Genomic DNA, 26,140 nt, shown 5'->3' with positions numbered 1-26,140 from the left:
TCAGTCTTCCACCTGCAAGATAGCCAGGAATGCCTCTTGGGGCACTTCCACTGAACCGATTTGTTTCATGCGCTTCTTGCCTGCTTTCTGCTTCTCAAGAAGCTTCTTCTTGCGGGAAATATCGCCGCCATAGCACTTGGCGATCACGTTCTTGCGCAAGGCCTTGATGGTCTCGCGGGCAATGATGTTGGCGCCGATGGCCGCCTGGATTGCGACGTCGAACTGCTGGCGCGAAATGATTTCGCGCATTTTGGCCACCACCGCCCTGCCCCGGTAGGCCGACTGGCTGCGGTGAACGATGATGGACAGCGCATCGACCTTCTCGCCGTTAAGCAAGATATCGACCTTCACCACGTCGGATGCGCGAAATTCCTTGAACTCATAGTCCATCGACGCATAGCCGCGTGACACCGACTTGAGCTTGTCAAAAAAGTCCAGCACGATCTCGCCCAGCGGCATTTCATAGGTCAGCATGACCTGCTTGCCGTGGTAGGCCATGTTCAGTTGCACGCCGCGCTTCTGGTTGGCCAGCGTCATGACGGCACCGACATAGTCCTGCGGCATGTACAGGTGAACCGTGACGATGGGTTCGCGAATCTCGTTGACGCGTCCGCCATCGGGGATTTTCGACGGGTTTTCAACCCGGATGGTCTCGCCATCAGACTTGAGCACTTCATAGACCACGCTGGGCGCGGTCGTGATCAGGTCCTGGTCAAACTCGCGCTCCAGCCGCTCCTGGACGATTTCCATGTGCAACAGGCCCAGAAAGCCGCAACGAAAGCCAAACCCCAGAGCTTCGCTGACCTCGGGTTCGTAATGCAGCGAGGCGTCGTTGAGCTTGAGTTTTTCCAGCGCATCGCGCAGCGACTCGTATTCACTGGCTTCCGACGGATACAGGCCGGCAAACACCTGCGGCTGGATTTCCTTGAAACCCGGCAGTGCTTCGGTCGCGGTGAAGGCGGCGCCGCCGGTGCCGCCCTTGATCAGGGTCACGGTGTCGCCGACGCGCGCCGCCTGAAGTTCCTTGATGCCGGCAATCACAAAGCCCACTTCGCCGGCTTCGAGCGCCTGGCGCGGCTCGGTGTGCGGCGTGAAAACGCCCAATTGCTCGGCGTTGTAAGTCGCTTCACTGGCCATGAGCTTGATGCGGTCGCCCTTGGCCAGGCGGCCATCGACCACGCGCACCAGCATGACCACGCCGACATAGGCGTCGTACCAGCTGTCAATGATCATGGCGCGCAAGGCGGCGTCGGGGTTTCCCTTCGGGGGCGGAATCAGGGCAACCACGGCTTCGAGAATCTCGTCAATGCCCATGCCGGTCTTGGCGCTGCAGGGAATCGCGTCGGTGGCGTCGATGCCAATGACTTCCTCGATTTCCTGCTTGGCGTTTTCGGGGTCGGCCTGCGGCAGGTCCATCTTGTTGAGCACCGGCACCACCGTCACGCCCAGGTCCAGTGCGGTGTAGCAGTTGGCCACGGTCTGCGCTTCGACGCCCTGGCTGGCATCGACCACCAGCAGCGCGCCCTCGCAGGCCGACAGCGAACGGCTCACTTCATACGAAAAGTCAACATGGCCCGGCGTGTCGATCAGGTTGAGGTTGTAAACCTGGCCGTCCTTTGCCTTGTAGTTGAGCGAGGCGGTCTGCGCCTTGATGGTGATGCCGCGCTCTTTTTCGATGTCCATCGAGTCGAGCACCTGCGCGCTCATTTCGCGATCCTGCAAGCCGCCGCAGCGCTGGATCAGCCGGTCGGCGAGCGTGGACTTGCCATGATCAATGTGCGCAATGATCGAAAAATTTCGAATGTGATTCATCAACAAAAACGCCTAATTACTTGAATATATTGCAGGAAAACAAACAACCCACGGCCAGCAGCATAAAAAAAGGCGCGTCTTTCAATGACGCGCCCTGAACCAACAATCTATGGCAACTGCGAAAGTTGGAGCTTCATTGTAGGCAAAAAGCCGGGAGCCACCGGTTTCAACATCTGCGGCTTGTGACCTTGAGGGGCGCCAGGTTCCACCTCAACTTGGTCAGCTGGCCAGAAAAATGCGCGGATGCCGGTGTGAAAATCTGCTGAAATGCTGCTGCATTGTAACGAGCCGCACCGCCAAACCGGTTTCAAGGCTCTGCAGCCAGCCGTCAGCGCGCCGGCCGGATGATGACAAATTGCGCCAGTTCACCACGGCGGACCAGCACGGTGATATTTTTGGTCTTGTCAATTTTCGCCAGTGCCGCTTCAAAACTCTTCACCCCGGTCACTTCGGTATTGGCCATTGAAACGATCACATCGCCTTCGCGCAGGCCGGCACGGGCCGCTGCGCCATCGGCCGCATCGACCTTGACGCCACCCTTGACATTGAGTTCCTTTTTCTGCGCTTCGCTGATCTCGCTGACCGACAGGCCCAAGGCTTGCGCCGGGCCGGCCACGGGCGGCTTGGACTCTGACTTGGCAGCCGCACGCGCAGGCTTGTCGGCTTCCACCTCGGCAATCGTGACGGACAGGTCCTTGCTGGCACCGCGCCGAAACACGGTAACGGTCACCTGGGTGCCCGGTTTCACATTGCCCACCATGCGCGGAAGGTCGCTGGCCTTGTCGATCTGCTTGCCTTCGAACTTCGTGATGATGTCGCCCGCTTCAATACCTGCCTTTTCAGCCGGCGCGCCGCTTTCGACACCCCTCACCAGCGCGCCCTGCACCTTGCCTAGTCCGATGGACTCGGCCACGTCCTTGGTGACCTGGTCGATCTGCACGCCAATGCGCCCGCGCGTCACCTTGCCGGTGATGCGCAGCTGCTCCGACACGCGCGTAGCCTCGTCGATCGGAATGGAAAACGAAATGCCCTGGAAACCACCCGAACGCGAGTAGATCTGGCTGTTGATGCCGACGACTTCGCCGCGCATGTTGATCAAGGGGCCGCCCGAGTTGCCGGGATTGATGGCCACGTCGGTCTGGATGAAAGGCAGGTAGTCGCCCGTATCGCGCTGCTTGGCGCTGACGATGCCCGCCGTCACCGTGTTGTCAAGCCCGAACGGCGAACCAATGGCCATCACCCATTCGCCCACCCGCAGGCGGCTGATGTCGCCAATCTTGACAGCAGGCAAGCCGGTGGCTTCGATCTTGACCACGGCCACGTCGGTGCGCTTGTCGGCGCCAATGATCTTGGCCTTGAATTCGCGCTTGTCGGTCAGGGTGACGATGACCTCGTCCGCGCCCTCGACCACATGCGCATTGGTCATGACAAAGCCATCGGCCGTCAGGATGAAGCCGGAGCCGACGCCGCGCGGCTGGTCTTCATCGGGCTGGCCCGGTTCGGCGCGTGGTCCGCGCGGCATGTTGGGCGGCACGGGAATGCCGAAGCGCTTGAAGAACTCCAGCATCTGCTCGTCGATGCCACTCGCGGTTGCCGAAGCCTTGGCTTTTTCAAGGGTGCGGATGTTGACCACCGACGGCCCCACCTGGTCCACCAAATCGGTGAAGTCCGGCAAGGTGCGGGTTTGCGCCCACACCGGCGTCACCGGCAGCACCGAGGTTGTTGCGGCGATGGCCATCAGGCCTGCAGCCAGGTAGGGCCGCAGCGGGTTAAGGTTCAATTCACGCATTTTCAGCCTTGTCATCAATAGAGTTGTATCAAGCAAACCAGCAAATTTTCAAAACAAACAGGTCAATGGAAATCGGCATGCGAAAGGCAGATGCCTGAGCCGACAAATACCGAAGATTTTCGGCCGTGGCGCCAGATTCTTACTTTTTGCGCTCCAGCGCACTTGCAAACATCTGCAGGGTCGGGACGGGAACCTCACCCACCAGGGTGATCCAGTGGGCGTCAAGCTGCCGCGTCAGGGTCTGCGTGGCGCCCAGCGAAAGCGTGGACTCGCGCACATGCCGCTGCGAATCGAACGGTTCCACAAAAATCGACACCGACGCCAGGCCATCTGAAAAAATCCATTGCAGCGGGCCGTCGCCAGTGGGGCCCTTTGCGCCACTGCCGGCTGCCGAAGCCGGCCGTTTGTAGCAACTCATGGCATTGAAGCCTGACACAGGCGTTTTCAATGCCCAGCCTTCGGCCGCTGCAGTCGTCTTGACCAACACAGGCTTGTCGAGACGGTAGCCTTGAATCTTGCCCATCATCTGGATGAGCTTACTCATGCTGACGGGCGCATCCAGCTGAAGCTCTGAAAATGCCGCTTCTTCAATCACCTTGCCGTCAGTGTCGAGCGTCTGGAGCTTCACGATCAAGCCATTTTTGCGCTCGCTCCAGACCCGGTAGCCAAAGCGCAACCTGTCCCTGGGGACGAGCATGATGACGTCTGCATCGACGCCCGCCACCCGTTCCAGGCCTTCCTGCCGGAACTTGTAGAAGTCGGCAATACGGCTGTCAGCCGACTGGAACAACTGGGGAAACAGACCCAGCGACTCACGCTTTTCACTGCGTGCCACCTTGTGCTCCGGCATGAAGGTCGTGACCTGGTCGTTGTGCCGGAAGATGGAACGCGGCGCACCGGTCAGGGTTTCGACCCGCTCGACCTGCTGCGTGCCTTCACAGACATGCCATATCTTGGCGCTGGACATGTTGCCGCCCGCCGACACCACGAAAGTTCCAATATAGGAACGATTCACGGAAGCCTGGTGCATTCGCATCAGCCAGTCATTCAGGCTGCGCACCTCTGCGGGCGATGCGGTGGGTGGCACGGCGACCGCTGGCGCCTGAGCAGCTACATAATTCATAGCTAACAACCCATACAGGACTAGCGAAATCAGCCTTAAATACTTAAAAATCATGGATTTCAGGAATTTTTCCGGCACTCAACGCGCGCTGGCAGCCTGTGGATTGCCGGGCATTTCAAACGTCGCATTGCGCAAGAAGCCCGAAGACTCCTGCAAGGCCGAAGCCGTTCCAAACTGCCGGTGCGCCGCGAGCAACTCCTCCAGCCTGGCATCGCGCACCACCGGCCCTTGCGGTGAGGTGACCACGATCTGCGGGGATGCATTTTGGGCCAGTTGCTGTCCGGACGACGACGCCATCAGCCCGGAGGCATTCCACACCATCGCGGAAACAGCGGCAAGTGACGCCACACCGGCCACCAGTTTCCAGCGGAAATTGCCATCGTTCGATGCCGGTCCACGGTGATGAACCATCTCGGGAGAAGCCTGCAAGCTTGCAGCCGGAAGTGCCACTGCGGTGGCGACCGTCTCTTGCGCAAGTCGCGCGCTGAGCCGGCTGGCAAACCCGATTTCGCCCCCGACCGCCTGGGATGATGGACGCAATTCGGCCGGCGAACGCAGGAAGTCACCAATCAGGTGGTAGGTATTCCAGCAATCAAGCGCGCCATCGTTCTGGTCGCAGGCTTCAAGCGCGGCGGCAAAATCCTGCTTGTCTAGCTGGCCGTCCGCCAGTGCAGAAAGAAGTTCGGGAGTCGTCATGCATGATTTCATGATGTTTTAAGGGCAGCGGGTCTGCCGGTTCTGTTCACTGACTGCCTGGGCTGGCGAATGACTGCGGGAGGGCAACAAACTCACCAGCGTTTGCCGGTCTGGTTTTCCAGCAAGGGTTTGACCTTTGCAGAGATCGCCTCGCGGGCTCTGAAAATGCGTGACCTTACCGTACCGATAGGACAATTCATGGCTTCGGATATCTCCTCATAGCTCAAACCTTCAATCTCCCGCAGGGTGATTGCTTCACGCAATTCCTCCGGCAAATCCTGCATCGCCTGGTTGATGATGTTGGCAATTTCCTTGCTGGCCAATACCGTTTCAGGGGTCTCTGGACTGGTTAGTTCGTTTTCGACCCGGGAAGTTTCATCGTCATCGTCGGATTTGTAGGCATTTTCAGAAACGGTGGGATTTCGCTTCAGGTCCATCAGGGCTTTCTTGGCCGTATTGACGGCAATACGGTAGAGCCAGGTGTAAAACTGCGCTTCGCCCCTGAACTGTCCCAGGGCGCGATAAGCCCGTATGAAGGTTTCCTGTGCAATGTCTTCCACCAGGTCGACATCGCGGACCATGCGCCCGATCAGACGCTGGATGCGACGCTGGTATTTGATGACCAGCAGTTCAAACGCCTTCTGGTCACCCGCGACCGTGCGCTGGACCAGCAACGCGTCGCTGTCCGCGGCTTTCTCGGCGGCAGGCGGGAGCAGGTCATCACTCATGATTTGGCCTGCGGAACTTGTTGTGATGGCATAGCCTTTGATAGTGCCACAGCAGGCGGAGGCGAGCCGGAAGCCTCCTCAGGGACAAAGTCGTGCGGATTCAGGGAGGCGCGCGACCTGTGCGGCGAATACACGGCGCGGCGCAAATCAAGCCAGCGCTCGGGCATGGTTTTTTGCTCCACCCACAACCACAGACGCGCGCCGTCCGGGTTTTCAAGCCGCAACAAAAGTCGCTGCTGAAAATCGGCAATCACCGACAGCGCATGCTCGCCAGCGCCAGTCTGGTAGCCAGCACTTTCCCAGCGCCAGACGTCGCCATCCCACGCCAGTTGGCCGCCAGGAAGGTTGTCCCAGGTGATTCGTGCAGCAAGGCCTGCAAGCAGCACCGAAAATCCCGCCAGCAGCATGCGCCAGTCAGGCTGCCGTGTGGCATTCCACCACAGCAATGCTGAAAAAAGGCCGGCAATCCAGAGGACCAGCAACAAGCCGCCCAGAAAAGGCGACCGCCCGAGAGGATAAACCACCGGCGGGGCATTGTGGCGGCTCAAGGCAGTGCGTGCCGGGGTCGGCGCTGCTGGAGTAAGACCTGTGGCTCTCAGACGCGCTTGAATACTAGCGAGCCGTTGGTTCCGCCAAAGCCGAAATTGTTTTTGACAGCAATATCGATGGTGGCGTCACGCGCGGTATTGGCGCAGAAATCGAGGTCGCACTCGGGATCCTGGTTGAACAGGTTGATCGTCGGCGGAATTTTCTGGTGGTGCAGCGCGAGGACGGTGAAAACCGATTCGATACCGCCGGCACCGCCCAGCAAATGACCCGTCATGGACTTGGTCGAGCTGACCACCAGCTTGTCCTTGGCATGTGCGCCAAAGGCTGCCTTGATGGCGTTGGTTTCATTCAGGTCACCCAGCGGTGTGGATGTGCCATGCGCATTGAGGTAATCAACCTGGTCCGCATTGACGCCTGCATTTTTCAGGGCCATGACCATGGAGCGGCGCGGGCCGTCAATGTCAGGCGCTGTCATATGGTAGGCATCGGCGCTCATGCCAAAGCCCAGAACTTCAGCGTAAATCTTGGCACCACGCGCCTTGGCGTGTTCGTATTCTTCAAGAACCACCACCCCGCTGCCTTCACCAAGCACGAAGCCGTCCCGGTCCCGATCCCAGGGGCGCGACGCGGTTTTGGGGTCATCGTTCCGAGTTGACAGGGCACGGGCTGCTGCAAAGCCGCCCACGCCCAACGCCGAAACCGTGGCTTCCGCCCCGCCTGCGACCATGACATCGCAGTCGCCGTACTCGATCATGCGCGCCGACAGGCCGATGGCATGCAGGCCCGTCGTGCAGGCTGTCACGACGGCAATGTTTGGCCCCTTGAAACCGAACTTGATCGACACATGCCCGGAAATCATGTTGATGATGGTGGCCGGCACAAAGAATGGCGAAATGCGGCGCGGGCCGCGCTCCACCAATTCACCATGCATGCGCTCAATCAGCGGCAAGCCGCCAATTCCTGATCCAATGTTGCAGCCGATGCGGGTTGCCAAGTCATCGCCAAGGGCATCACCGGTAGGCAAACCGCTGTCGGCCACCGCCTGGCAGGCCGCAGCCAAACCAAGATGGATGAAGCGGTCCATGTGCCGGGCTTCTTTTTCGGGGATGTAATCCGCGATGTTGAATCCCTTGACTTCGCCTGCGAACTTGCAGGCTAGGTTGCTTGCATCAAAATGGGTGATCAGGTCAATACCGGGTGTTCCGGCAAGCACATTGGCCCAGGAATCAGCCACGGTATTTCCTACCGGGCTGACGCAACCCAGACCTGTGACGACGACACGACGACGGCTCATTCAGTAATCCTGGAAAAAAACCTGAAAGACCGAAACTGGTTTTTCAGGTAAGTAACGGCAAAGGCGCGAATGCCTTAAGCCTTGTGATGGGTGTTCGCGTAGTCAATCGCGTTCTGGACCGTGGTGATTTTCTCGGCGTCTTCGTCGGGAATCTCAATGCCAAATTCGTCTTCGAGTGCCATGACCAGCTCTACGGTGTCAAGGGAATCAGCGCCCAGATCAGCCACAAAGGACTTTTCGCTGGTGACTTGACCTTCTTCAACGCCAAGTTGTTCGGCAATGATTTTCTTAACACGTGCTTCGATATCGCTCATAAATCCCTCTGAGGGTTGTAAATTAATCCGTGATTTTACCGCGTTGGGATTGTCTTCCCAAGCACCGGGCCGGACGGATAAAAACCGGCTTCGATTTCCTGTGTTTTACCACTGTCAGGCAGAGGCCTGGCAGGCCGGCTTGCCGAACCTGTCGCTCAAGCCCTACAGCTGTTACATATACATGCCGCCGTTGACATGCAGTTCCTGCCCCGTGATGTAGGAGGCCTGCGGACTGGCCAGAAAAGCCACGGCATTCGCGATGTCCTGCGGCTTGCCCAGATGCCCTAACGGAATTTGTCCAAGCAGCGCTTTTTGCTGTTCCTCGGGCAAGCGGGCCGTCATGTCGGTTTCGATAAAGCCGGGCGCCACGCAATTGACGGTGATGCTGCGAGAGCCGAGTTCGCGCGCCAGCGCACGCGTCATGCCGGCCACGCCAGCCTTGGACGCGGCGTAATTGGCCTGGCCGGCATTTCCCGAGGCGCCCACCACCGAAGTGATGCTGATGATGCGGCCGTAGCGTTGCTTCATCATGCAGCGCATCACGGCCCGGCTCATGCGAAACACCGCCTTCAGGTTGGTGTCGAGTACCGCGTCCCAGTCGTCGTCCTTGAGGCGCATGGCCAGCATGTCACGGGTGATGCCAGCATTGTTCACCAGCACCTGCAAGCCGCCAAACTCGGTCACGATGCGGTTGACCAGCGCATCGCCGGCGGCCACGTCGTTCACATCGAGAACCTGTCCGGAGCAACCCGGGTAAGACGCCAGCATACGGCTGATTCTTGTGGCTCCCTCATCGGTGGTGGCGGTGCCAGTGACACTGAGTCCCCTCCTGGCAAGCTCCAGGGCGATGGCCGCGCCTATGCCGCGCGAGGCACCCGTCACCAGGGCTGCTTGCCCTTCAAATTTGATTTCGCTCATGCCAGCACCTCTTTCACAGCCACCAATGATGCGGGATCAAACAAAGGCACCCCGGTCAATTCCGGATCAATCCGTTTCGCCAGACCCGCCAGAACCTTGCCCGGCCCACACTCGACCAGTGTCGTCAAGCCAAGCGCCTTGATGGCCTGCACACATTCGACCCAGCGCACCGGACCGAAGGCCTGCCGGTAAAGCGCATCACGGATACGGTCGGCATCGGTTTCGACGGCGACATCGACATTGTTGATGACGGGAATTCGGGGGGCTGCAAACTCGATGCCGGCAAGCTGCTCCTTGAGCCTGTCGGCTGCGGGCTTCATCAGGCTGGAGTGAAACGGCGCTGACACGGGCAAGGGCAAGGCCCGTTTGGCGCCATTCGCCTTGAGGATTTCACACGCCTTGTCCACCGCCGCCTTACTGCCGGCAATCACGGTTTGCATCGGGTCGTTGAAATTGACAGCTTCGACGATTTCAGACGTAGGGGCGCCAAAGGTCCGCATGACTTCAGCGCAACCTTCAATGACTTTGGCGGCGTCCATGCCCAGGATGGCAGCCATCGCGCCCATGCCGACAGGCACGGCGTCCTGCATGGCCTGCGCCCGAAAGCGGACCAGGGGCACAGCCTGCGCCAGGCTCAGCACGCCTGATGCGACCAGCGCCGAATATTCACCGAGCGAGTGGCCGGCCACTACAGCTGGTGCCATGCCGGTTTCAGCCATCCACACCCGGTAAGCCGCCACACCGGCGACCAGCATCACTGGCTGGGTATTGGTGGTCAGCGCCAGCGCCTCCTTGGGGCCGCTCTTGATAAGCTGGCCGACGTCTTCAGCCAGCGCATCGGAGGCTTCAGCCAGGGTCTGGACCACGACGGGGTGGTCACCCCAGGCGTCCAGCATACCGACCGCCTGCGAGCCCTGGCCAGGAAAGACAAAAGCAAATGATTTCAAATGATGACTCCGGTTATCAATCGCATGGTGAGAATTGCGCTCATTGTAGAAAGGTGCATGACCTGCAGACCGGGTTGTTTTCGCTGCATCAGGGCGGCGCAGGCCGGGCCGCCGGAGCACGAAGACTGTACCGGTGCAGCACACTCCTCGCGCCAGCCTTCATGCAGTGAATCACGGCCCAAATAGCCAGCCAAGGGTCCATCAGGTAATCCCACAGATTGCCTGATTCCATCCATCCTGCGACCCAGGCCAGCAGCGCCAGGCCCACCAGCGCCGGCAAAAGCCGCAAGCCGGCAAGCCAGCAGGCAAGCGACAGCAGCAACAAAATGCCCAGCATGCCAAACGAGCCCCATCCCGACCGATAGGCATCCCAGTCACCCCATCCCAGGGCGGTTGGATACAGCACGACCGCAGCCACGGCAAGGGCCACAGACAAAACCATCCCTTCGCGCCGCGCCATGGCAGGCAGGCCGAACAGGCGCCGGCCCAGACCGAGACAGGCCAGCGCTACCAGCGTCGTGCTCAGGTCCGAACTGACGCCCCTGACATAAGCCAGCAGCGGCAGTTGCGCTGAGCCAAAGGGGACCCACAACAGGATAAAAAAGGCGATCACGGCCCATTTGGCCCACCGGATGACGCGGTTGCGGCCACTCAGCAGCCGCAGGCCGGCTGCGCACAGCACCAGGTCAATGCCCAGCAGGGCCACCACATCAGTGAGCGGCGGAAGCAGCATGGCGTTGAACTGACGATGCAGCGTCGGGTTGAAGAACTTGCCGGGGATCGAGCCGGACATGCTTGATGCGGCTGCGGTGCCAGGTGTACACCAAGTGCAGACAGCCATCCCGGCTTTGCAGCAGGTAGGGATAAGAAAACTCCTGCAGGCAGGTGGCTGGGCCGCACAGCTGGCGTTTGGCGCTGGCAACATCAGCCTGGATTTGCGCCTGGCTGGCACCTTGCTGGCGGAGTTCATCGCCCAGCAGACGTTCGTAGTCGCTGACTGAAAAAGGCTTTCCAGGCGTAGGCGAAGACTCCACAACCCACGGGATGGCCTCCTCGAACGAGCTCGCTGCGCTGGCCTGCAACAACGCCAGGATTTCGCGGTTTTTCGGTTTGGGATTGAGGGCAAGCCACTGCTGGCCTGAAGTTGTCACAAGGCCGGCCAGCGCTGAATCGGGATTGGGCCAGGGGGTAGCATGGGTAGCTGACCATGTTTTGCCTGCATCGACCGTTTCGGAAGCCATCACGGCAGTGCTCTTGCCCGAGCGCATGTAAATTTTTGCCTCCCGGGCACTATTCACAAGCACCACGGGTTGCAGGCTGGTCTGGCTACCCGGAACGCGCATTTTGTCGAGCACGCGTCCCTCGGGACTGATGCGCAGGATTTCAGCAAACTTGGTCACGAACTCGTGGTACACCGGCAAGCCGATCTGCCCATCCTGGTAAAAAATGGGTGCTCCCTTGGCGAGCGTGCTGATATTGAGGAAAGGCGAAGTCACCAGCCTTGCGGGAAGGCTCCAGGACAGGCCGTCATCGGTGGAGCGCAGCCAGGTGATGGAACTGCCCGCCCAGCCGCCCAGCGAGACATTGACCATCCAGAGCATGAGCGAGCCGTCAGGCATGCGGGCAATCACCGGATTGCCAATTTTTTTCACATAACGCCACAAGCCCTGCTGCAGTTGCTGGCGGTCCAGGAGCGTTGTCTCCTCGCCCCACTGCAGGTTTGCCGCGTCCATCACGGCGGTCTTGATGACCACGTCCCTCGCCCCTTCCCGCGAACCTGAAAACCAGACAGCGCGCAAACGGCCGTCACGCAGTTCGACCAGCGACGCGGCATGTACCGCCTGTCCAGGTGAAGAAGATACAAACCGGGCGTTAAATTCGAAACGGCCATCTGGCGAGGATTGCCGGACCGGCATGACCGCTGCGGGAACGGCAGTCTGCAACTTCGGCAGAATCTTTGTTGCCGACACTTCCGGCCGCGGCAATAACAGAAAATCCGGCGCAGACAGTTGGTTGCCAATTTTCCAGCCAGCCAGAAGAAAAATGGCTGTCAATACCAGCGCCAACAGCAAACTCATGCGGCGTGCAAAGCCTTGGCTGCTGAAGCTCAAGAAGCCCCCTGCCGGAAAGGCGAGCCCCTGTGGAAGCAACAAAAAACCATTTCAGTACTTGAGAAGCACGGCACCCCAGGTGAAACCGCCGCCAACGCCTTCCAGCATGACGATATCTCCCTTTTTGACCTTGCCGCTGCGTACCCCTTCGTCCAATGCCAGTGGAATGGACGCCGCCGAGGTGTTGCCGTGCTGGTCAACCGTGACAATCATTTTTTCCAGCGGTAATTTCAATTTTTTGGCCGTGCTCTGCATGATGCGCAGGTTGGCCTGGTGCGGAATCAGCCAGTCGATATCGGCTTCGGTGAGTTCCGCCTTGGCCAGCGTGGCACGGGCGGCACTTTCAAGCACCCCGACAGCCAGTTTAAAGACCGCCTTGCCATCCATGGTCAGGAGCGGGCTGCCGATCACCTTGCCACCCGATACATGGCCGGGAACGCAGAGGATGCCAACATGCTTTCCATCGGCATGCAGGTCGCTGGCCAGAATCCCGGGGGTTTCCGAGGCTTCCAGCACCACGGCACCGGCGCCGTCACCGAACAGCACGCAGGTCGTGCGGTCGGAAAAATCGAGGATGCGCGAAAACACTTCAGCACCGACCACCAGTGCCTTGCTCGCCGCGCCGCTCTTGATCATGGCGTCCGCCACGCTCAAGGCGTAAACGAAACCGCTGCAGACCGCCTGCATGTCAAAGGCCGGGCAACCGGCGATGCCAAGCTTGTGCTGCAGTATGCAGGCGACTGAAGGAAACACCATGTCGGGCGTCGAGGTGGCGACGATGATCAGGTCGATGTCGGCGGCTTGCAGTCCGGCAGCTTCGATGGCGCGTCTGGACGCCTCAAGCGCCAGGTCGCTGCTGGTCACGTCAGGCGCGGCAAAGTGGCGTGCGCTGATGCCCGTGCGTTCGACGATCCATTCGTCAGAGGTTTCGACGCCCCTGGCTGCCAGGTCGGCGGCCAGTTGGGCATTGGTCAGACGATTCGGCGGCAAAAAGCTGCCGGTGCCGGTAATGCGTGAATAGCGGGTCATTGGATTAGTGTGCCGGGGTTGAAACAGGGAATTCGGCTGGCAGGCGGGAGGCCGCCTGCGCGTCGTCGGTGGACACTGCCCCTCTGGCGGCTACCAGCAGGGGCGCTGCATGGGCAATGCGTTCGCGCACCCTTTCCAGCAGGTTGTTCCGGGCTGCATCATAAGCCCGGCCCAAGGCCTGCTCGAACGCAAAAGCGTCCGCCGAGCCGTGGCTTTTGAAGACCAGGCCGCGCAGGCCAAGCAGGGCCGCACCGTTGTAGCGCCTGTGATCAAAGCGCTTTTTAAACGCAGACAACACCGGGTAGGCCACAAGCGCGGCCATCTTGGTCAGCAGGTTACGGGAAAATTCGGCCTTGATGTAGTCGCCGATCATGTGGGCCAGGCCTTCGCTGCTTTTCAGCGCCACATTGCCGACAAAGCCATCACACACCACCAGGTCGGTCGTGCCCTTGAAAATGTCGTTGCCTTCGACATTTCCATAGAAGTTGATATCGCCGGAATCGGAAGCGGCCCGCAGCAAACGGCCGGCCTTTTTGATCATGTCGCCACCCTTGATGGCTTCCTCGCCGATGTTAAGCAAACCCACCGTCGGCGAGGGAATGTCGGCAATGGCAGCGACCAGCGCCGAGCCCATCACCGCAAACTGCAGCAAATGCTCTTCGGTGCAGTCCACGTTGGCGCCCAGATCAAGCATGGTGGTGGCCTTGCCTGCTGCATTGGGCAACTGGGACGCAATGGCGGGGCGGTCAATGCCTTCCAGTGTTTTGAGCACATAACGGGCAATCGCCATCAGCGCGCCGGTGTTGCCGCCCGAGACGGCCACCTGGGCGCGGCCTTCCTTGACCTGGTTGATGGCCACGCGCATCGAGGAATTTTTCTTGCGGCGCAGGGCAATTTCGATCGAATCGTCCATCGTGACCACTTCGCTGGCGGCAACGATCTCGCATCGGGCTTGCGCCAGCAACTGGGCATGCAGGGGATGTGCTGCAAGCACCTCGGGCTGGCCCACCAGCAACAGTTCGGCATCCGGGTGCGCCCGCAAAAAGGCCAGACTGGCCGCAAGGGTGACATCGGGACCGATATCACCGCCCATGGCATCGACAGCAATCCTGATCATGCGCGGCCCGGTCCCCTCAAAAATGAAAATTTAGGCAAAAGAAAGGCCCGCAGGATGAGTGCGGGCCATGGCTTGGAACGTGAAATTACGCTTCAGCTTTTGTTTTCAGCACCTTGCGGCCACGGTAAAAACCGGTGGGGCTGATGTGGTGACGCAGGTGGATTTCACCAGTGGTGGATTCCACGGCAATGCCCGGCACGTTCAATGCGTTGTGCGAGCGGTGCATACCGCGCTTGGAAGGGGACTTTTTGTTTTGCTGGACAGCCATGATTCGCTCCTGACAGGGGTGATAGTGTTGGTAAATTTCGCACCAAATTTCAGAGTCTGGTGAACTGCATTGCTCTGTTCAAGCTAGAAGCCAGTATCACTACCTTGGTACGCGAAGCCTTGGATTATAGCCCGATACCGGAAGGCAACCCGCACCAGGTGCCGAGGCCGTCACACGACTGCCCTGCCAGCCCTTGAACTGCACCCCCTGAAAAATCGCAATCGGGCTACTCGCTTTTCTTTTTCAACTGGGCCAGGACCGCAAAAGGATTGGGCTTTTCACTGGAAGTGGCTTCTTCGCCACTTTCGCCATTCCCGCTTTTCTCGTTTTTCTCGTTTTTCCCGCCAGATCCGCTGGCCAGCGCGTCCTCGCCGACCTGCATGACGGGCGCCACCGGACATTCGTCATGCATGGGCACCAGCGGCAGCGCCATCAGCAGTTCATCCTCCATCACCGCCAGCAGGTCGAAATGCGGCTCCATGACCAGCAGGTCCTCCTCGGACTCGTCGTCTTCGGCCATGGCGACTTCTTCGGTGGCCACGAAGCGGTACCACTGATCGACCTCCAGCGGCGTGGCTACCGTGCCCATGCAGCGCTGGCAGATCAGCGGGACCGATGTGCTGGCCAACAGATGCAGCCAGACATCATCTTCTGCGCCCGAGCCGGGGCGCAACTCGGCGCTGGCTTCCCACTTGAGCATCAAATCAGGTGCCAGCGCTTGTGCCTCATGCGCCAGGCGCTCCATATTTTGTAGCGGGGTGGTTTCAATGAGCGGAACGCCTTCGCGGGCGAAGGCTTGCATGTTCAGCCGGGTGGCATGATGAGATTTGGACATGCGTGCAGTGTAAGAGAATCAGTGCATGAATCCTGCGACCCTTCCTTCACCTGCACTCCCCGAAAAACCCGGTCTGTCCACGATCCGCCACCTGGCAGGCCGGCCACTGGTTCTGGGCTCCACCTCACCCTACCGGCGCGAGTTGCTCCAGCGTCTGCAAATTCCTTTCGAGGTGGCTTCGCCCGAGGTGGACGAGACACCGCTGCCGCATGAAGCGCCCGATGCGCTGGCCGCACGCCTGGCACTGGCCAAGGCGCGCGCCGTGGCCAGGAACTTTCCCCAAGCGGTCGTGATCGGTTCCGACCAGGTGGCAGACCTCAACGGGCTGGCGCTGGGCAAGCCCGGCAACCATGAACGGGCGGTCGTTCAATTGCGCCAGATGCGCGGCCAGACCGTGATTTTTCAAACAGCGGTGGCGGTGGTTTGCCAGGAAAGCGGTTTCGAGCAAACCGCCCTGGCGGCCGTCCGCGTGAAATTCCGCGACCTGAACGATATTGAAATCGAAAATTACCTGCGTGCCGAGCAGCCCTACGACTGCGCCGGCAGCGCCAAAAGCGAGGGACTGGGCATTGCGCTGCTTGAATCGATTGACAGCGACGACCCCACCGCACTCATCGGCCTGCCGCTGATCCGCACCTGCAAAATGATCCAGGCCGCCGGCACCGTCCTGCTGGCAAACAAAAAGGCCGCCCCATGAGCATCGCCAAAGGCAAACTCTACCTGGTGCCGGCACCGCTGGATTTCGGTTGCGACGAGCAGGCCCCGCTGCACGGCGTGATGCCCCAAGGCACACTGGAAATAGCTGCCCGGCTGTGCTGCTGGATTTGCGAAAACGCCAAAAGCACGCGCGCCTACCTCAAGCGCATCAACGAGCTGCACCCTTTGTCCACGTCGATCCAGGCGCTGCAGATACAGGAACTGACGCGCGAAGTTCACAAGAAAGGCGACCACACAGGCCACTTTGATGCCCGGCCACTGCTGCTTGCTGCCGTGGAAGGCCGCGACGTGGGTCTGGTCAGCGAAGCCGGCATGCCGGCGATTGCCGATCCGGGCTCGTCGGTAGTGCGCGCTGCGCATGATCTGGGTATTGAGGTGGTTGCGCTGACGGGCCCGATGTCGCTGGTGCTGGCGCTGGCGTCAAGTGGACTGAACGGGCAGAACTTTGCGTTCGTCGGCTACCTGCCGCAAGACCCTTCCGGCCGCGCCCAGCGCATCCGCGAACTCGAATCGCTGGCCCTGAAGACGGGCCAGACGCAGATTTTCATTGAAACGCCTTACCGTAATGCCGCCTTGCTGCAGGGCTTGCTGCAATCCCTGCAGGGCAACACCCGTCTCGCCCTGAGTTGCGGCATCACGCTGGGCAGCGGTGCATCGCGAAGTGCGCTGGCCAGCCACTGGAAACGCGACAAGCCGGTGCTCCCGCTCGACTTGCCGACCGTTTTCTGTATCGGCCGTTGATCCGCCTGCACAGTAAAAAGGCGCAAAAAAGCCCGCGACCTGCGCGGGCTTTTTTGACTCCGGTTGTTTAACGAAGCGCAGGAATCGCCTGGAAAGCCTTCATGGCTCCCTCGCCCATGGCGGCACCAAACTTCTTGGCAAGACGTTCGGCCACATTGTCACGGCGCGTGTAGTCGATGATTTCCTCCACCTTGACGACCTCGCGGGCAACATAGTCGAGGTTGCCCAAATGGTCCGCCAGGCCGAGTTCCACCGCCTGCTGGCCGTTCCAGAACAGCCCCGAGAACATCTCGGGCGTTTCCTTCAGGCGGCTGCCGCGACCTTTCTTGACCACCGCAATGAACTGCTGGTGAATCTGGTCCAGCATGCTCTGGGCGAAGGCCCGCTGCTTTTCGCTTTGCGCGCTGAAGGGGTCGAGAAAACCCTTGTTTTCACCGGCCGTCAACAAACGGCGCTCTACGCCGAGCTTGTCCATCAGACCGGTAAAACCAAAACCGTCCATCAGCACGCCGATGCTGCCGACGATGCTGGCCTTGTCGACGAAAATCTGGTCGGCGGACACGGCGATGTAATAAGCCGCCGAGGCACAGCTTTCCTCGACCACGGCATAAACCGGCTTCTTGTGCTTGGCCTTCAGGCGCAGGATCTCGTCGTTCATCATGCCGGCTTGCACCGGGCTGCCGCCGGGCGAATTGATCAACAGCACAATGGCCTTGGAACCCTCGTCCTCAAAGGCCGAGCGCAAGGCGGCATTGACAAACTCGGCGCTGGCATCGGCACCCTGGGCAATTTCACCCTTGATCTCGATCACGGCGGTGTGCGCAACGCTGGCGTCAATGGCCGGGGTGCCGCGCTGCAGCGCCATCCACAGCAGGACAACAAAAAACAGCAGCCATGACAGACGCACAAAGGTTTTCCAGCGGCGCGTAGACCTTTGCTCGTTAAGCGTGGCAAAGACCAGCTTTTCCAGTGTCGCCCGCTCCCAGCCGGGAACGCTGGACGCGTCTGCCGATGCGTACTTGCCTGTCAATTCGGCGTTCTCTTTCGCCTGACGGGCAGGTGCTTGCGACGGGTCGGGTGAAAATCCCGGCTCCCGGGATGGATCGAAGGAGGGGTCGGAATTGCCGGGTCGGTTGGAATCGTTCATGGGGCTAGTTTAGAGAAGTATTCAAAACGGCAAGGGCTTGAGGTTGTAGGTGGCGTGCCAATAAACCACATCGTCGCGCTCGGAAAGCATGATCTTGACCAGTCCAGCGCGGCATGGACCGCCGGCGCACTGCCCGGTATCGGGCCGGTAGGCCGCACCGTGGCTGGCGCACAACAGCCACTGGCCGCTGTCGTCGAACACCCGGTTGGGCAGCCAGTCCAGTTCCATCGCCACATGGGTGCAGCGGTTCAGGTAGGCCTGCGGCAGGCCCTGGAAACGGACGGCGAAGGCGCGGCAGGTCTGGCCGGCGTACACCACGTCAAACCCCACGGCCAGATCGCCGTCCGCCAGTTCGCGGCTGTTGCAAAGCGGCAGCGATTCGTCCATGGCGTCAAGCCGCCTTCAGCCGTTGGCCAGCAGCCATTGGTGCAGGTCCTGCACCGAATGCGCCACATGCAGCGGATTCAGAATGGTGAAGGTGGAAGGTTCATGCGCGCCGTAGCTCACGCCGACGCTGGCGCAGCCGGCGTTCAGCGCCATCTGCAGGTCGTGCGTGGTGTCGCCGATCATCAATATCCTGCTGGCCGGCAGGTCAAACTGCGCCATCAGTTCATGCAGCATCAGCGGATCGGGCTTGCCGGCGGTTTCGTCGGCGGTCCGCGAGCCGTCAAAAACGCCCCTGAGCTCAACGCTTTTCAGCGTCTCGTCGAGCCCGTGCCGTGACTTTCCGGTGGCCACCGCCAGCAAATGGCCACGCGCCTTGAGCGCGTCGAGCAGCGGCAGGACGCCGTCAAACAGGCTCAGGTCATTGAAATGGCTGGCGTAATGGTGGCGATAGCGCGCGCCGAGTTCCGGGTATTTGTCGGGCGAAACGTCGGGCGCGGCATGGGCCAGCGCCTGCATCAGGCCCAGACCGATGACATAGGCGGCGGCTTCCTGGGTCGGCGGCTTGCCGCCCACATCGCAAACGGCTGCCTGGATACAGCGCACGATGATCTGGGTAGAGTCGTATAGCGTTCCGTCCCAGTCGAAGGCAATCAGGTCAAAATTTCGAGTGTGCATGAGCCGGATTGTCGCTGGACGGCATGACCGATGCGTGACCGGCCGCGGAATTCTTCAGGAATCGCCGGTTTGTGCAGACGGCTCGGCGGTGCGATAAGGCAGGAACTGCTGCAGTTCCGCCGGCAAGGCAGACTGCAACTGAACCGCCTTGCGGGTCTTGGGGTGGTTGAACTTCAGGCTCCAGGCATGCAGAAACATGCGTTTCAGCGAAGGCGAATCAAGGCTGCTTTTTTGCAATGTCTTGTTCAACTCGAAATCGCCATACTTGTCGTCGCCGGCAATCGGATGCCCTTCTCCTGCCAGGTGGACACGAATCTGGTGCGTGCGCCCGGTCTTGATGGTGACTTCAAGCAGGCTGAACGGTGTGTTGAGCGCCAGCGGATTGGCGGCGATCTGGCTTTTGACCTTCACCAGCGTGACGGATCGCATGGCATCCGGATGGTCGTTGGCGACGATCTTGACGCGCCGCTCGCCGTTGGGCAGCAGGTATTTGTGCAGCGCCTTGTCAATCACGCGCAGCCTGGCAGGCCAGTTGCCGCTGACCAGCGCCAGGTAGACCTTGTCGGTTTCGCGCTCGCGGAACTGCTCCTGCAGCAGCTTCAAAGCCATGCGGCGCTTGGCGATCAGCAGGATGCCGCTGGTTTCGCGGTCCAGCCGGTGTACCAGTTCCAGGAAATCGGCTTCCGGCCTGGCCATGCGCAGTTGCTCGATGATGCCGAAGCTCACGCCGCTGCCGCCATGCACGGCCACGCCGGCCGGCTTGTCGATGGCCAGCAAAAAGTCGTCCTCGAACAGGATCGGGAACTCGGCAGCGGGCGCGTAGCCGCCGACGGTCGAGCTGGCGCCGTGGCGCGCCACTTCCGTCATCACGCTTTGCATGATCTGAGCCTTTTGCTCGGCCCGCTCCGAGGTGCGCACCGGCGGCAGGCGCACGATGTCACCGGTCTCTACACGGGTATCGGCATGCGCCCTGCCCTTGTTGACGCGCACTTCGCCGCTGCGGATGATGCGGTAAACATGGGTCTTGGGCACGCCCTTGAGTTGTCGGATCAGGAAATTGTCCAGCCGCTGGCCTGCATAGTCCTCGTCCACCGTGACCAGCGTGGCCTGTGGCACGGTCACCTCTTCGTCAAGGGTTGGGGGCACTGGCATGGCCTGGAGAATCGGCGGAGCCGCTGCAGGAACGGGGCGGAATGGCGCTTTTGTCGGGCGTTTTGCCTTGCCGGAAGCTGCCCCTATAATGTGTTTCACTAGCGATGCGCTGTAAGTAGTTGATTTGTCTGGAGTTTAGTCCACACCAATCCAAAGCCCCTGAAAAGGTCTGCAAACAGCCTCGCTGGAAGGTCGATGCCACTGGTGGCAATGGCCCACAAGCGACGCGTGCCAGGCACCTCGCGACACGGGAATTGCCATGCAGACGAGTCGATGCTTTGCGAATAAAACCACGGAATACCAAGGGATGCAGCTTCAGGTCACGGGCCCGGGGCTGCATCCGGATCCAGCTGAGATCAAGTCTTTTAACGGGTCACCCTCTGATGACAACACGGGTCAGTCTGATGTTTAGTTGCCTGCCGCGCCTCCTGGCCCTGCTTCATGGCATAAATCAGCCTGTAGCCCTTGCACAGCGGGCGCAAATAGCTACTAATTTTGTAGCAAATCCTGTCAGATACCTGCTCACTCCATCCACGCGCCTACGCCCAGACTGACACGGGCCGACCGACAACCGGTCGGCCCGTTTGCGGTCAAAAGCTCTCCGGCAATTCCCCACGTTCGCATTGCGTTGCTCCCGGCGTCGTTCAGCCATTTTTGGGCTTTAGAACGAAGAAAAGTTAGGAACACTCATGAAACGCATGCTGGTCAATGCCACCCAGTCCGAAGAACGCCGCCTGGCGATTGTCGATGGACAAAAACTCCTCGACTACGAAATTGAAATCGAAGGGCGCGAGCAGCGCAAGGGCAACATCTACAAGGCCGTCGTCACCCGCGTCGAGCCGTCGCTTGAAGCCTGCTTCGTCGATTACGGCGAAGACCGCCACGGCTTTTTGCCGTTCAAGGAAATCTCCAAGCAGTATTTTGCGCAGGGCGTGTCGGTCAGCCAGGCGCGCATCAGCGATGTGATCCGCGAAGGCCAGGAACTGCTGGTCCAGGTCGAAAAGGAAGAGCGTGGCAACAAGGGCGCGGCGCTGACCACCTTTGTCTCGCTGGCAGGCCGCTATGTGGTCCTGATGCCCAATAACCCGCGCGGCGGTGGTGTGTCGCGCCGCATCGAAGGCGAAGACCGGGCCGAGCTCAAAGAAAACATGGACAAGCTGGAATACCCGGCCGGCGCCAGCATCATTGCGCGTACCGCCGGTATCGGCCGCAGCGCGCCCGAACTGCAGTGGGACTTGAACTACCTGCTCAAGCTGTGGACCGCGATTGACGGCGCCGGCAAGGGTGGCAAGGGCGCTTTCCTGATTTATCAGGAATCGAGCCTGGTGATCCGCGCCATCCGCGACTATTTCAACAGCGACATCGGCGACATCCTGTTCGACACCGACGACGTGTACGAGCAGGCGCGCCAGTTCATGGCGCATGTGATGCCCGAGCATGAGCACCGCGTCAAGCGCTACCGCGACGACGCGCCGCTGTTCTCGCGCTTCCAGATCGAGCACCAGATCGAGTCGGCCTATGCCCGCACGGTTCAGTTGCCTTCGGGCGGCGCCATCGTGATTGACCACACCGAAGCACTGGTGTCGGTGGACGTGAACTCGGCCCGCGCCATCAAGGGCGGCGACATCGAGGAAACCGCCACCCGCACCAATCTGGAAGCCGCCGACGAAGTGGCGCGCCAGATGCGTCTGCGCGACCTGGGTGGCCTGATCGTCATCGACTTCATCGACATGGAGGAATCGCGCAACCGCCGCGACGTGGAAAACCGCCTGCGCGACGCGCTGCGCCAGGACCGCGCCCGTGTGCAGTTTGGCACCATCAGCAAGTTCGGCCTGATGGAAATGAGCCGCCAGCGCCTGCGCCCGGCGCTGAGCGAAGGCGCATCGATCCCCTGCCCGCGCTGCGGCGGCTCCGGCCATCCGAAAGCTCGGCGCTGCAGATTTTGCGCATCATCCAGGAAGAGTCGCTGAAAGACAGCACGGCTTCGGTGCTGTGCCAGGTGCCGGTCGATGTGGCGTCTTTCCTGCTGAACGAAAAACGTTCGGAAATCAGCAAGATCGAGATGAAGCAGCGCATCAACGTGCTGCTGGTGCCCAACAAGACGCTGGAAACGCCGAACTACAAGCTGGAGCGCCTCAAGCACGACGACCCGCGGCTGGACAACATCGAAGCCAGCTACAAGATGGCCGACGAAGCCGACGACGCCACGACCGTGACGCGCCGCAGCCAGGAAAAGCACAACAAGCAGGAGCCGATCATCAAGGGCGTGCTGCCCGATGCGCCGGCGCCGATGGCCATGCCCAAACCCGTGGCCGTCGCCCCCGTGGCGGCCAAGGCGCCGCCTGCGCCCCCGGTTCATGTGCCGGCGCCCGCTCCTGCCGAAAAGGGCTTGTTTGGCTGGATCAAGAACCTGTTCGGCATGGCCGAAACACCCGAGCCAGCGCCTGCACCGGTCCTCAGGGAAGTGAAAAGGGATGCGTCGCAAGAAACCGCACAGCGCGAAGGCCGGTCTGGCGAAGCACGCGGTGAGCAGCGGCCCGAGCGCGGCGGCCGCACGGAGCGCGGCGGTCGCCCTGAAGGCAGCAGGAATGACGGCGGCCGGGGCGATGGCCGACGCAACAGCGGCCGCGGACGCCCTGAAGGCGCAGCGCCTGAAAGCCGTGCCGAAGCACGTCCGGACACCCGTGGCGGCGAGCAGCGCCGTGAACGCAGCCCGGAAGGCCGCGCCGAGGGCGGCCGTCCCGAGCGCCAGGAACGTCAAGAGCGCCAGGAGCGTCCTGCCGGCGAATTCCGTGCAGAAAACCGCAGCGAAGGCCGTGGCGACAGCGAATCCCAGGCGCGCAATGAAGCGCCGGGTCAGGTCCGCGAAAGCCGTGGCGGTGAACGCGGCCGCAGCCGCGAAGGCCGTGCCGAGCGACCAGAACGCAGTGACCGTCCTGAACGTGGCGAGCGCATTCCGCGCGATGCCGTCGAGCAGGACCTGGCACTGGCCAACCAGGCGGCCATGGCTGCCGCCATGGGCAACGAAGCCGCTGCACCACGCCATGAACGGGCGTCCGAGGAAAATGAACGTGACGGCGAGCGCCGCCCGGCCAACGGACGCGATGAAGCGCGCAACGAAACCCGCACCGAAGGCAGCAACGAGCAGCCGCCGGTCGAAGGCCGTCGTGAACGCAACGAACGGGGCGGTGAACGGGGTGCAGAACGCTCCGGTCGACGCAACGAACGCCGGGGCGAACGCAACGACAGCGTTGCCGCACCGGTTGCCGGCGCGCAGGCTGACAGTTTCGATGCGGCACATCCGGCGGTCGTGTTAGGCCTGTCCGGTCTGGATGAGGCAGGCAATGCAGCGGCACCGCTGTCATCGACCGATGTTCAGATGCGCCCTGAAGGCCAGGAAGAAAGCACAGAGCGCCAGCCGCGCGAGCGCAAGAGCCGTGACCGCTATGGCCGCGAACGCCGCGAGCGGAGCGATCGCGGCGAGCCAGCCGCGCAAGGCGGGGAAACCGTGGCCAAGGCCAGCGCTTTTGAGCCAAATCCGCCTTATCCGCAGGATGGACAAGCGTATGCAGCTCCTGAATTGGTAGTGCCGCAAGCAACTCCATTGGCAGATCCAGTGGCAGTGCTTGCGGCAACGCCTGTCGCTGTCGCCATTGCGGCGCCAGTGCCTGCGATTGCCCCGGCGCCTGCACCAGCACCGGAGCGCATGCCCGCAGCCACAGCACCGCAAGCCAAAGCCGGCAGCCTGCCCAAGGTCCAGGCCTATGACCTGCCTTTGCAGGACCTGGCCCAGGTGGCCGAGGGTTCAGGCCTGCAGTGGGTGAATTCCGACGCCGCGAAGATTGCTGAAGCGCAGGCGGCCATTGCCGCCGAAGTCAAGCCGATCATGGTGAAACGTGAGCGCCCTGCCCCGGTGGTACGGGAAGAAGCTCCGCTGGTATTGGTCGAGACCAAGCGCGACCTGGCCAGCATGCCCCTGCCGTTCGAGAAATCGGCCGACTGACCTGACCCGCCCGACAGCCTGAGTTCCTGAAAAGGGACTTCAGGCAAAGTCCAGCCGCCAAGGCCGCATCCCGAGGGATGTGGCCTTTTTTTTGGCTGCTGAAGCGGCCCGGTTCAGCCGCATGGCGCGTTCACGGGGCTCTTGCAGATTTCGTGTCGAGAGCGCGCCGTGATTGCCGGCATTCGGGCAGGGACTTGCCTGAATGGCGACGGGTGAACACCAGGGGGTCAGCATGGTCTGTGTAGAAGCGCGATGCGCGGTGGGGCGGAACACGGGTCAGCCGACGAATTTTGCATAAAACAGGTCTTTTACGCAGGTTATATATGCACCTGTAGCTATTAATTCAGTAGCAATTTACCAAAATTCTCATGTTGTGCCTGTCAGTCACGCGGGTTGGGTTCCTGCGGCATCGCAACGCATCAACCTCTACGCGAGGCAGCAGGAAAAGCTGGCAAAGGCCGGTCAGGGCTGCGCGGCGCGCTTGTAGGCTTCGGTGGCAGCGGCATTGTCCTGGCGCTGCTCGGCCAGCACCGCCAGGGCGCGCCAGGCGTTGCGGTGCAGCAGCCGGTCCTGCAGTGCCGGCGCGGCCTGGCTCAAAAGCTGGCGCGCCTTGCCCCAGAGTTGCCGGTTCAGGCAGGCCATGCCAGCCAGATACAGCAAATTGGCATCGCGCGGCCGGCTTACCTGGGCCGCCTCGATGCGCGCCAGCCATTCGCCATCGAGCGTGTCCATGCCGGCTTCCAGCAAGGTGATCAGCTTGATGCGCAGGTTGTCGCCCAGTTGGGAGCGCGGCTCCAGCATCTGCTCCCACACCGGCAGCAGCCAGGAACGGGCCAATGCCGTATCGCCATGCAGGCTCATCAGCCGGGCTGCTGCATGCACGCACAGCTCGGGCATGGCGCGCTCGCTGTCGTCCAGCAATGTCCAGGCCTGCTGCAACTGCACCGGGTCATGGGCTTCGTCGAGCAGTTCCAGCGCCAGGCCGCGCAGGATGCTCTGCGCAGCAACCGGCGAGAACGCGCGGTGCTTGGCCAGCAGACGCGCGGTTTCCAGCGCCTGCAGGGTTTGCCGTCCGTACCGGGCGGCGCGCAGCTTCATGCGCAGGGCCAGCGTGCGGCGCGACGCGCCCTGCGGCAGCTGGCCGAGCCAGTCGAGGGTGGCGCCGGCATCATGGTCTTCAAGCGACCAGCGGGCGGCGCGAAACAGCACGCCTTCGCGCACTTCCTGGGCATGGCGGGCGGAAGAATTTTGCAGGGCAAGCGCCAGATGCTGGTTGCGCAGGGCCTTGTTTTGCAGCGCCTGCGCGCTTTCGGCCACGAGCAGGTGCGACAGTGAACGCAGCTGGCTGGCCAGACTGTCGCTGTGGCCGGTGGGGTGCCCCGTCGTTTCGGTGGTCACGCCCAGGCTTTTTTCCTGTGCCAGCGCATTCTGGGCCGATTTGGTCGCGCGTATGAAGCGCCCGGCCATCAGGTGCGCCAGCGAATCCATCAGCGCGCCGTACATGGCACGCTCTTTTTGCTGCGCACGCCAGCGCCGCGCCTCGACCGGCAGGGAAAACAGCGCCGACAGCGCGCGCGAAGCCAGGTACAGCAGCATGAACAGCCCGACCAGCAGCAGCACCGTCAGGTTGAAGGACACATCGACCCGGTGCGGCGGCCAGAATACCGTGACGACGGCCTGGTTGTTGCCGGCAAACAGGGCAACGGCGACGGCAATGCCGAACAGGGCGATGAACCAGAGAGCGGCGCGCATGGTGTGGTCTGAACTGCCTGTGTCTGGCGCTTGGCG

At 61.3% G+C, this 26,140-nt stretch carries 23 protein-coding genes and 1 pseudogene; 3 read left to right on the top strand and 21 right to left on the bottom strand.

The genetic code is table 11. The annotated features are described in order from the left end of the window. The 16 genes from lepA to GZ092_RS15355 all read right to left on the bottom strand — a co-directional run bounded on the left by lepA (position 1) and on the right by GZ092_RS15355 (position 15,530). Complete coding sequence (gene lepA, locus GZ092_RS15430; RefSeq protein ID WP_293637683.1) at positions 1 to 1,812, bottom strand: translation elongation factor 4; 1,812 nt, start codon at positions 1,810 to 1,812, stop codon at positions 1 to 3. Between the two features lie 328 nt (positions 1,813 to 2,140). Continuing rightward, positions 2,141 to 3,601, bottom strand: coding sequence for a DegQ family serine endoprotease (locus tag GZ092_RS15425; protein WP_293637681.1), 1,461 nt, complete (start codon positions 3,599 to 3,601; stop codon positions 2,141 to 2,143). 139 nt (positions 3,602 to 3,740) lie between these two features. Then, positions 3,741 to 4,724 (bottom strand): MucB/RseB C-terminal domain-containing protein, encoded by a 984-nt coding sequence (locus GZ092_RS15420; protein ID WP_293637680.1) that lies wholly within the window; start codon positions 4,722 to 4,724, stop codon positions 3,741 to 3,743. Between the two features lie 78 nt (positions 4,725 to 4,802). Next, positions 4,803 to 5,420 carry a sigma-E factor negative regulatory protein gene (locus tag GZ092_RS15415; RefSeq protein ID WP_293637679.1) on the bottom strand — a complete coding sequence of 206 codons (618 nt, stop codon included), beginning with the start codon at positions 5,418 to 5,420 and terminating at the stop codon, positions 4,803 to 4,805. Between the two features lie 92 nt (positions 5,421 to 5,512). Beyond that, a complete protein-coding gene (gene rpoE / locus GZ092_RS15410; protein ID WP_293637678.1) occupies positions 5,513 to 6,148 on the bottom strand; it encodes an RNA polymerase sigma factor RpoE in 636 nt (211 codons plus the stop codon). Next, complete coding sequence (locus tag GZ092_RS15405; protein WP_293637677.1) at positions 6,145 to 6,696, bottom strand: hypothetical protein; 552 nt, start codon at positions 6,694 to 6,696, stop codon at positions 6,145 to 6,147. The genes rpoE and GZ092_RS15405 overlap by 4 nt, the downstream gene beginning before the upstream one ends. 47 nt (positions 6,697 to 6,743) lie before the next feature. Continuing rightward, the gene (gene fabF, locus GZ092_RS15400) at positions 6,744 to 7,991 is read right to left on the bottom strand and encodes a beta-ketoacyl-ACP synthase II (RefSeq protein ID WP_293637676.1); all 1,248 of its coding nucleotides are present in this window, start codon (positions 7,989 to 7,991) and stop codon (positions 6,744 to 6,746) included. 74 nt (positions 7,992 to 8,065) lie between these two features. Then, on the bottom strand, positions 8,066 to 8,305 hold the full coding sequence (gene acpP, locus GZ092_RS15395) for an acyl carrier protein (RefSeq protein WP_011802442.1): 240 nt from the start codon (positions 8,303 to 8,305) through the stop codon (positions 8,066 to 8,068). 171 nt (positions 8,306 to 8,476) lie between these two features. Continuing rightward, positions 8,477 to 9,223, bottom strand: coding sequence for a 3-oxoacyl-ACP reductase FabG (gene fabG / locus GZ092_RS15390; RefSeq protein WP_293637675.1), 747 nt, complete (start codon positions 9,221 to 9,223; stop codon positions 8,477 to 8,479). Beyond that, the gene (fabD, locus tag GZ092_RS15385; protein ID WP_293637674.1) at positions 9,220 to 10,170 is read right to left on the bottom strand and encodes an ACP S-malonyltransferase; all 951 of its coding nucleotides are present in this window, start codon (positions 10,168 to 10,170) and stop codon (positions 9,220 to 9,222) included. The genes fabG and fabD overlap by 4 nt, the downstream gene beginning before the upstream one ends. An 88-nt stretch (positions 10,171 to 10,258) precedes the next feature. Beyond that, positions 10,259 to 10,963: a hypothetical protein gene (locus GZ092_RS15380; protein ID WP_293637673.1), complete on the bottom strand. Its 705-nt coding sequence runs from the start codon at positions 10,961 to 10,963 to the stop codon at positions 10,259 to 10,261. Then, on the bottom strand, positions 10,881 to 12,248 hold the full coding sequence (locus GZ092_RS15375) for a sialidase family protein (RefSeq protein ID WP_293637672.1): 1,368 nt from the start codon (positions 12,246 to 12,248) through the stop codon (positions 10,881 to 10,883). The genes GZ092_RS15380 and GZ092_RS15375 overlap by 83 nt, the downstream gene beginning before the upstream one ends. Before the next feature lie 84 nt (positions 12,249 to 12,332). After that, positions 12,333 to 13,310, bottom strand: a complete 978-nt coding sequence (locus GZ092_RS15370) for a beta-ketoacyl-ACP synthase III (RefSeq protein ID WP_293637671.1) — start codon at positions 13,308 to 13,310, stop codon at positions 12,333 to 12,335. A 4-nt stretch (positions 13,311 to 13,314) separates the two neighbouring features. Next, on the bottom strand, positions 13,315 to 14,427 hold the full coding sequence (gene plsX, locus GZ092_RS15365) for a phosphate acyltransferase PlsX (RefSeq protein WP_293637670.1): 1,113 nt from the start codon (positions 14,425 to 14,427) through the stop codon (positions 13,315 to 13,317). Between the two features lie 85 nt (positions 14,428 to 14,512). Then, complete coding sequence (gene rpmF, locus GZ092_RS15360; RefSeq protein WP_011802449.1) at positions 14,513 to 14,695, bottom strand: 50S ribosomal protein L32; 183 nt, start codon at positions 14,693 to 14,695, stop codon at positions 14,513 to 14,515. 226 nt (positions 14,696 to 14,921) lie between these two features. Then, the gene (locus tag GZ092_RS15355; RefSeq protein ID WP_293637664.1) at positions 14,922 to 15,530 is read right to left on the bottom strand and encodes a YceD family protein; all 609 of its coding nucleotides are present in this window, start codon (positions 15,528 to 15,530) and stop codon (positions 14,922 to 14,924) included. 25 nt (positions 15,531 to 15,555) lie between these two features. On the opposite strand from GZ092_RS15355, the gene GZ092_RS15350 reads away from it, so the two are divergent. Together GZ092_RS15350 and GZ092_RS15345 are read left to right on the top strand one after the other, a co-directional pair. Then, complete coding sequence (locus tag GZ092_RS15350; protein WP_293637663.1) at positions 15,556 to 16,227, top strand: Maf family nucleotide pyrophosphatase; 672 nt, start codon at positions 15,556 to 15,558, stop codon at positions 16,225 to 16,227. Then, complete coding sequence (locus GZ092_RS15345; RefSeq protein WP_293637661.1) at positions 16,224 to 16,988, top strand: SAM-dependent methyltransferase; 765 nt, start codon at positions 16,224 to 16,226, stop codon at positions 16,986 to 16,988. Before GZ092_RS15350 ends, GZ092_RS15345 begins: the two co-directional genes overlap by 4 nt. Before the next feature lie 67 nt (positions 16,989 to 17,055). Here the strand turns inward: GZ092_RS15345 and GZ092_RS15340 are convergent, their stop codons facing one another. From GZ092_RS15340 to GZ092_RS15325, 4 genes are read right to left on the bottom strand one after another with little or no spacing between them, the layout of a single operon-like run. Further along, the gene (locus tag GZ092_RS15340) at positions 17,056 to 18,135 is read right to left on the bottom strand and encodes a S49 family peptidase (RefSeq protein WP_293637659.1); all 1,080 of its coding nucleotides are present in this window, start codon (positions 18,133 to 18,135) and stop codon (positions 17,056 to 17,058) included. Between the two features lie 21 nt (positions 18,136 to 18,156). Further along, positions 18,157 to 18,522, bottom strand: coding sequence for a Rieske 2Fe-2S domain-containing protein (locus GZ092_RS15335; protein WP_293637657.1), 366 nt, complete (start codon positions 18,520 to 18,522; stop codon positions 18,157 to 18,159). A gap of 15 nt (positions 18,523 to 18,537) precedes the next feature. After that, on the bottom strand, positions 18,538 to 19,197 hold the full coding sequence (locus GZ092_RS15330; RefSeq protein WP_293637655.1) for an HAD-IA family hydrolase: 660 nt from the start codon (positions 19,195 to 19,197) through the stop codon (positions 18,538 to 18,540). 54 nt (positions 19,198 to 19,251) lie between these two features. After that, entirely contained in the window at positions 19,252 to 20,349 is a 1,098-nt protein-coding gene (locus GZ092_RS15325) for an RluA family pseudouridine synthase (protein ID WP_293637653.1), read from the bottom strand. A 689-nt stretch (positions 20,350 to 21,038) separates the two neighbouring features. Between GZ092_RS15325 and GZ092_RS15320 the strand changes: the two are divergent. Beyond that, positions 21,039 to 24,352 (top strand): annotated as a pseudogene (locus GZ092_RS15320) (Rne/Rng family ribonuclease). Positions 24,353 to 24,814: 462 nt separating this feature from the next. Here the strand turns inward: GZ092_RS15320 and GZ092_RS15315 are convergent. After that, the gene (locus GZ092_RS15315) at positions 24,815 to 26,104 is read right to left on the bottom strand and encodes a heme biosynthesis HemY N-terminal domain-containing protein (protein ID WP_293637651.1); all 1,290 of its coding nucleotides are present in this window, start codon (positions 26,102 to 26,104) and stop codon (positions 24,815 to 24,817) included. Positions 26,105 to 26,140 lie beyond the last annotated feature (36 nt).

Source organism: Polaromonas sp. (genome assembly GCF_010365105.1).
In the GTDB taxonomy this organism is placed as follows: Bacteria; Pseudomonadota; Gammaproteobacteria; order Burkholderiales; family Burkholderiaceae_C; genus Polaromonas.
The sequence above is the reverse complement of the archived record's forward strand: the minus strand, read 5'-3'. Positions and strand labels throughout refer to the sequence as shown.

Bases quoted from the DNA above. Each gene is read 5' to 3' on its own strand.
- GZ092_RS15375 (WP_293637672.1), bottom strand. From the start codon at position 12,248: ATGAGTTTGCTGTTGGCGCTGGTATTGACAGCCATTTTTCTTCTGGCT.
- GZ092_RS15370 (WP_293637671.1), bottom strand. From the start codon at position 13,310: ATGACCCGCTATTCACGCATTACCGGCACCGGCAGCTTTTTGCCGCCG.
- GZ092_RS15425 (WP_293637681.1), bottom strand. From the start codon at position 3,601: ATGCGTGAATTGAACCTTAACCCGCTGCGGCCCTACCTGGCTGCAGGC.
- fabG (WP_293637675.1), bottom strand. From the start codon at position 9,223: ATGAGCGAAATCAAATTTGAAGGGCAAGCAGCCCTGGTGACGGGTGCC.
- GZ092_RS15380 (WP_293637673.1), bottom strand. From the start codon at position 10,963: ATGTCCGGCTCGATCCCCGGCAAGTTCTTCAACCCGACGCTGCATCGT.
- plsX (WP_293637670.1), bottom strand. From the start codon at position 14,427: ATGATCAGGATTGCTGTCGATGCCATGGGCGGTGATATCGGTCCCGAT.
- fabF (WP_293637676.1), bottom strand. From the start codon at position 7,991: ATGAGCCGTCGTCGTGTCGTCGTCACAGGTCTGGGTTGCGTCAGCCCG.
- GZ092_RS15355 (WP_293637664.1), bottom strand. From the start codon at position 15,530: ATGTCCAAATCTCATCATGCCACCCGGCTGAACATGCAAGCCTTCGCC.
- GZ092_RS15420 (WP_293637680.1), bottom strand. From the start codon at position 4,724: ATGAATTATGTAGCTGCTCAGGCGCCAGCGGTCGCCGTGCCACCCACC.
- rpmF (WP_011802449.1), bottom strand. From the start codon at position 14,695: ATGGCTGTCCAGCAAAACAAAAAGTCCCCTTCCAAGCGCGGTATGCAC.
- GZ092_RS15350 (WP_293637663.1), top strand. From the start codon at position 15,556: ATGAATCCTGCGACCCTTCCTTCACCTGCACTCCCCGAAAAACCCGGT.
- GZ092_RS15345 (WP_293637661.1), top strand. From the start codon at position 16,224: ATGAGCATCGCCAAAGGCAAACTCTACCTGGTGCCGGCACCGCTGGAT.
- GZ092_RS15415 (WP_293637679.1), bottom strand. From the start codon at position 5,420: ATGACGACTCCCGAACTTCTTTCTGCACTGGCGGACGGCCAGCTAGAC.
- GZ092_RS15315 (WP_293637651.1), bottom strand. From the start codon at position 26,104: ATGCGCGCCGCTCTCTGGTTCATCGCCCTGTTCGGCATTGCCGTCGCC.
- acpP (WP_011802442.1), bottom strand. From the start codon at position 8,305: ATGAGCGATATCGAAGCACGTGTTAAGAAAATCATTGCCGAACAACTT.
- GZ092_RS15325 (WP_293637653.1), bottom strand. From the start codon at position 20,349: ATGCCAGTGCCCCCAACCCTTGACGAAGAGGTGACCGTGCCACAGGCC.
- rpoE (WP_293637678.1), bottom strand. From the start codon at position 6,148: ATGAGTGATGACCTGCTCCCGCCTGCCGCCGAGAAAGCCGCGGACAGC.
- GZ092_RS15330 (WP_293637655.1), bottom strand. From the start codon at position 19,197: ATGCACACTCGAAATTTTGACCTGATTGCCTTCGACTGGGACGGAACG.
- GZ092_RS15340 (WP_293637659.1), bottom strand. From the start codon at position 18,135: ATGAACGATTCCAACCGACCCGGCAATTCCGACCCCTCCTTCGATCCA.
- GZ092_RS15335 (WP_293637657.1), bottom strand. From the start codon at position 18,522: ATGGACGAATCGCTGCCGCTTTGCAACAGCCGCGAACTGGCGGACGGC.
- lepA (WP_293637683.1), bottom strand. From the start codon at position 1,812: ATGAATCACATTCGAAATTTTTCGATCATTGCGCACATTGATCATGGC.